General features: G+C 63.6%; 4 protein-coding genes and 1 pseudogene. 2 read left to right on the plus strand and 3 right to left on the minus strand.

Going from position 1 to position 5,410, the window contains the following annotated elements; translation table 11 throughout:
• Positions 1–122: 122 nt before the first annotated feature.
• The gene (locus ACH2EH_RS07310; RefSeq protein WP_395140342.1) at positions 123–2,027 is read right to left on the minus strand and encodes a DUF6785 family protein; all 1,905 of its coding nucleotides are present in this window, start codon (positions 2,025–2,027) and stop codon (positions 123–125) included.
• A 43-nt stretch (positions 2,028–2,070) separates the two neighbouring features.
• On the opposite strand from ACH2EH_RS07310, the gene ACH2EH_RS07315 reads away from it, so the two are divergent.
• On the plus strand, positions 2,071–2,397 hold the full coding sequence (locus ACH2EH_RS07315) for a hypothetical protein (protein ID WP_395140344.1): 327 nt from the start codon (positions 2,071–2,073) through the stop codon (positions 2,395–2,397).
• Entirely contained in the window at positions 2,391–3,425 is a 1,035-nt protein-coding gene (locus ACH2EH_RS07320; protein ID WP_395140346.1) for a N5-glutamine methyltransferase family protein, read from the plus strand. The genes ACH2EH_RS07315 and ACH2EH_RS07320 overlap by 7 nt, the downstream gene beginning before the upstream one ends.
• Here the strand turns inward: ACH2EH_RS07320 and ACH2EH_RS07325 are convergent.
• Together ACH2EH_RS07325 and ACH2EH_RS07330 are read right to left on the minus strand one after the other, a co-directional pair.
• Entirely contained in the window at positions 3,422–3,943 is a 522-nt protein-coding gene (locus ACH2EH_RS07325; protein ID WP_395140348.1) for a DNA-3-methyladenine glycosylase I, read from the minus strand. The two genes, ACH2EH_RS07320 and ACH2EH_RS07325, sit on opposite strands and share 4 nt — an antisense overlap.
• Positions 3,944–3,956: 13 nt before the next feature.
• Positions 3,957–5,410: pseudogene (locus ACH2EH_RS07330) on the minus strand (hypothetical protein); the annotation flags it as partial.

Here is a 5,410-nt window from a genome sequence, read left to right on the forward strand (position 1 = left end):
TCGGGCTCAACTGGGTGGAATACTGCCTCAACAAAGGTATCCCTCTGAGAATGCGTCTAGTTCACACAAAAGGGGCGACAAAATGTGTCGGGTAGTGAACAAAGGGATCAAATTTAGTCATATCAGTTTGGAAACGTTCGATAGATTTCCGCTCCCAACCCCAGCCCCACCAGCGACCAGAAGGCTCCAGTGACGAAGTCGCCGAGGATGAGGCCGAGGAAAAAGGGGAGCGCGGTGCGGTAGAGCTTGATGCCGCCGTAGCGCAGGACACTCGCTTTGAGAACCCACGCTATCAGCAGATCGAGCCAGAACAGCTCGTTGGCCCAGGTGAGGTTGAGCACGTAGGCCGAGGGCGTGAGCGGAAAGCCGACGAAGCGCGTGCGGAGGATGCCCAGGAGCAGTGTCGTGGCCGCGCCGAAGAGGGCGCCGAGCCAGGCGTGGGAGTCCGGGGCGCGGTTGCGGGCCCACCAGCCGTTGAGCTGTGCCCACGGGGAGCTTGCCATGTTGGGGCGGTAGTTATTCACGTTGGCGGTCGCCGCACCGTTCACATGGTAGAACTGCATGTCCCAGAGCAGTGCGCTGACGATGGCGACCGCGAGCGCGAGCAGGCAGGCGAAGGCGAAGGGACGCAGCGGGGAGTGCGAGCGGCGCATGCCCACAAAACCCTGGAGTGCCTGCGGCATCACGGCGGCGCGGTAGTCTAGGTTGAACCACGAGAGGGTCGCCAGGTACGAAAGATCGGTTGGGGAGAGCGCGGCGGTTCCGGCGAGCGTCGTGATCATGCTCTGTGGGTCCACCCAGTTCAGCAGTGGCGAGAGCACCGCCGTCTCCGCGATCAGGCGGGTGAGCGTGAGCTGGAGGAGAATGTAGATCGTGAGCAGAACTAGCGGGAGCCACCACGGCGCACCGGCAAGCACCAGCATTGCCCAGATCGCCAGAAAGCCGATGGCGGCGCCCGTGAGTGCGACCCGTGCGCCGGGCTGCTGCGGGAGAGTCGCGAAGTAGCGCCGTGCGGCAAAGAGCGCCGCGACACACACCACCAGCCACGCGCCCCATGCCTGGAACTGGATAAACGGGAACTGATCCGGGTGCTCGTTTTGCGTGTCCGTGCCTAAGTCCCGCCAGTTTTGCGTGACGCCCCAGAAGTTGAGTAGCTTCTTGGCCACATGAAACACCCAGAGCGAGAGCAGCATGTCGGCGTTGATCAGAAACCCGAAGCCGATCCCCGACGGATGGATCAGCGCGACTACCATCCCAAACCCACTAAACGGCGGGGCGTTGAGGGCCATCAGGTCAATGGGCTTGTTAAACGGCAGCGACGGCAAGCTCGGGTACATTCCCGCCAGCGTATTGAGCGTGTAGAAGAATGCGGGAAGCACAAACCCCGCCCAGAATAACGTATTCCGAAAGAGCGGCACGCCCTCCCGACAGAGCTCAAGCGGCAGCGCGACCACGGGGAACGTGAGGTGCTCCTGATCCGCCCAGCGCTGGCGCAGGGCGTAGGCCAGGCAGAGCAGTGTGGAGAAGAGCAGGAACAGAAAAACGCCCCAGAACGCCAGCGACGGCCCCCACGCCAGCAGCGCCTCGCGTGTGAAGAAGCTTGTGTGGCCCTCGTAGAAGTCTTTCAGCCGTGCCGGGTCGCGCGGGCCGAGCAGGTTCGTGGGAAGATACGAAAAAAACTTCTCCCACCCACGCTCGGGGCCGTAGCGCCAGGCGTTGGTGAGAAACGGCGTGAAGAAGCCTAGGTTCCCAATCCCCGCCACCGATGAGCTGAGCGAGAGCATCACATAGACTGCAAACAGCTCCGCCGGGCGCAGTGCGGTTTTCGGCAAGAATCTCCGCACCAGCGCATTGCCGACACTCAGCAGAAAGAGAAGAAACGCGACTCCGATAAACAGGGTCGTGATGGTGATCTCCGTGACTTTGGTACGCATCTCGGAGTTGGCGATCCAGCCCGTGTTGAGCACGATCAGCGGCAGGGCAAGCCCCAGCGTCCGTCCCCAGCGCACTGCTACTGTCTGTGTCATCGTGGCTATTCTACGGTAAAATGCTCATCTAAGGAGTAAAACGATGCGTTGGGAACCGACAGGCGACGATGCCCCAAATCCGAGTAGCTTTGCGGAGCTGACAGAGCTGCGCTATTTCTCGTGGGGCTATGCCCTGAGCGGCATCAGCGACGACCCGCGCCTGCCCGGTCGCTACGTCCTGATCCTGCGCGATACCACCCCCGATGCCGAGCCGAGCATCTGGTTCGTCTTCACCACCGCCACCGAGCACCATAACGCCGAGCTCAATATTCTCGGCTATGGCAACAACGACACGCAAGGCGCAGGTGTCCCCACCAAACCTCGCCCACCTCGTCGCCCTGCCAGCAACGCCGTCGCGCTGGAGTGGTAACTCTTCGCGAGCTGCTTACCGCTGCCACCGAGCGCCTCACCAATGCGGGAATTCCCGCCGCCGAAGCCCGTGGCGAGGCCCGGATGTTGGTTCAGCACGCTTTTGGCCTCACCCGCGAGCAGCTCATCCTGCGTTCTGATTCCCCCGTTATCGGGGGCCAGGGGGAAACTTTCGAGGCGCTTCTCACCCGCCGCGCGAGCCGCGAGCCGCTGGCCTATATTTTGGGCGAGCGTGCATTCTATGGCCTGGGTTTTCGCGTCACTCCCGCCGTGCTGATTCCCCGGCCTGAGACGGAGCACCTGGTGGAAGCGGTGACTGGCTTTTTGCCTACCATGTCGTTTTTGCCTCCCCCGGCTCGCTTAGGCTCGCCACCCCCTCCGGCTGATCGCTCGTTCCTCGCGGCGAAGGGGGACTGTAGTCACGAGACCTGCGCCACGTTCTACCCTCTTCGCGAAGCCGTACCCAGAGGGTGCCCAGGTCGCGAGCAGTCGAGCGGGGAGAGGCAGAGCGGGGAGAGGCAAATTTTAGACATCGGCACCGGCTCGGGTTGCATCGCCATCACACTCGCCAAGCTCCTGCCAGACGCGCAGGTCTGGGCGACGGATATCTCCGAGGCGGCGCTGGAGATTGCGCAAGAGAATGCGGCGCGGCACGGCGTTCAGGTGACGTTCTGCCGGGGCGACTTACTCGCACCACTGCCACCCGAGCAGCGCTTTTCGGTAATTGTCAGCAACCCGCCGTATATCGCGCCAAGCGAAGCCAGCACGCTGGAGCCCGAGGTGCGAGACTTCGAGCCCCACACCGCGCTTTTTGACCCGCTTGACCTGGAGAAGGGCCTGAGCTTCTATAGACGGCTGGCTTCTGAAGCGCCTGCAAGGCTTATGCCCGGTGGCCTACTTGTTGTCGAAGTCGGGCAGGGGCAGGACGAAGCCGTGGCGCAGCTCTGGCGGGACGCGGGGCTGGTGGAGGTGACGATCACGCCGGACTTAGCGGGGATTGGGCGCGTGGTTTCTGGCAGAACGCCCTAGGCCTTAGTTCTTTGGGGGCAGTCCAAGTCGTGGGCACCGGGCAGATAGGCGCAGCTCATCAGAAACTCCCCGACGATCTCGCCGCCGGTGAAGGTGAAGGTCTTCTTGAAGAGGGCGACCCAGGCCGCTTTGTCCTGTTGAGGGACGCTGTGGTGGGAATCCAGCCAAGCTTTAAAGCTTCCGTGCGTGGCCTGGAGTTCGAGGATCTTCTGCGCGTTGGTGACGGCGGCACGCACTTTCAGCCGATTGCGAATAATCCCTGGATCGGCGAGCAAGCGAGCGATGTCGCTCTCACCGTAGGCTGCCACTCTCGCGATTACAAAACCATCGTAGGCAGCGCGGAAGCCGTCTTGCTTTTTGAGAATCGTCTCCCAGCTCAGGCCCGCCTGATTGATCTCCAGCACCAGCCGCTCAAAAAGCGCGTCGTCACTCTCGACGGGAAAGCCGTAGACGTGGTCGTGGTAGTACAGGTGTACCGGGTGAGCTTTCCCGGAGCGCACGAACTCGCAGTAGGTCATGATTGAGTTGAGTTCAGGACGACTTTTTGTCGGGCTCGGGCTTGGGAAGGGGGGTGGCAATGGGAAGGGGGGCGGCCAGGGTGAGCTTTGTTGCGGCGAGCTTGCCGTCGCCGTCTAGCAAGCCGATCGCGCTTGCGGCTCGCTCTTTGAGTGCGCTGATAAACGCCTCGCGGGTGAGCGCTGCCCCCTTGTCGTCGAGGTAGGCGGTTGCGGCGGTGGTGGTCAGGCCAAGGCCTTTCTCGCCTGGACTGAAGCCGTCCCAGTCCGTGGGCTGGGTTAGGGTGAGAGCGCCTGATTTTTCGTCCACGGCCACGCTACCCGTTGCCTGAGCTTCGCGGGCACTCTTGCCCAGCAGCCAGGCGCGGCGCACGGCAAACGCGCCGGTGGCGGGCTCGTAGCCGCCTTCGATTCGCACCCGGCCTGATTTTTCGGCGAGTGCGGCCAGAAAAGCCTCACGGGTGAGCGGGAGCCCGCCACGTCCGCGCAGAACGGCTTTCTCCGCGAGGTTTGCGCTCACGGCGAGACGGGTGGGCAGAACTCCGGTGGCGCGGCTCAGAGTGAGCGCAAATGTTCCCAGCTTCGGGTCGGGATCCGAGGGGACGCCCTCTAGCGTGGCAAGCTCCGCGCGGCCCAGTGTCAGGCGGCTCACGGTTAGTGTCTTGCCGTCGGGGGAGAGCTGCCCGTCCACGATCGCCGCCGCGCCGTCGGTGAGCTTGGGGCGCGAGTTGCCATCGGCATTGGCGAGCTGTGCTCCTGCCAGCTCCAGCGTGAGCCGTCCACCGCCGGGCAACATCAGAAGCCCGCCACGTAGCGTGCCTGCTGCGGTGAGCGGTGTCGGGGTTTTAGGGGCATCAGCAGGCGTTAGCTCCAGCCCCGCTTTGCCGTCGGTCGGGATAAACTTTGTCAGATCCGCCGCTAAGGTGAGTGCACCACCTTCAAATGGCTTTGCCAGAGTAAGGGTCGCGACAGCGCGCCCGTCGGCGTCCTTGGGCAGAGCGGGCACGAGCGCCACTGTCTCCACCGTACTCTGTTCCATCTTGCTGGCCTGCACCGCAGGGGCCAGAGTGAGCCGCAGTCGGGTCAGGCCGGGGAGGCTCGTCGCCGCCACGCCCGCTCCGGGCAGTGCGCTAGGCTGGGTGAGATCTACCAAAAAGCCCTCGCCGCTGGTGAAAAGAGTGACGGGCTTGCTATCGGCTCCCAGCCCCTCCACTTTGTAGATCGTCGCCCAGACATGCTCCCAGGTCGGCCTTGCGGCATCGGTGCCGGTGAGAAATAGGCCCACAGGGGTGAAGGGCGCTGCCGCCGCCGCCGCGCTTCCCATGCTTCCCGCGCTTGCAGGCTCCGCAGGCATTGCTCCGGCTCCGCGCGACGCGGAGCCACCGGGCAGGCTCGCGCTATCCGTGGCAGTGCCTGAGCCGCCGCAGCCCGTCAGCGCGAACAACAACGAAAAAGGCAGGAGAGCCACTG

The organism is Armatimonas sp. (genome assembly GCF_043760365.1).
Lineage (GTDB): Bacteria > Armatimonadota > Armatimonadia > Armatimonadales > Armatimonadaceae > Armatimonas.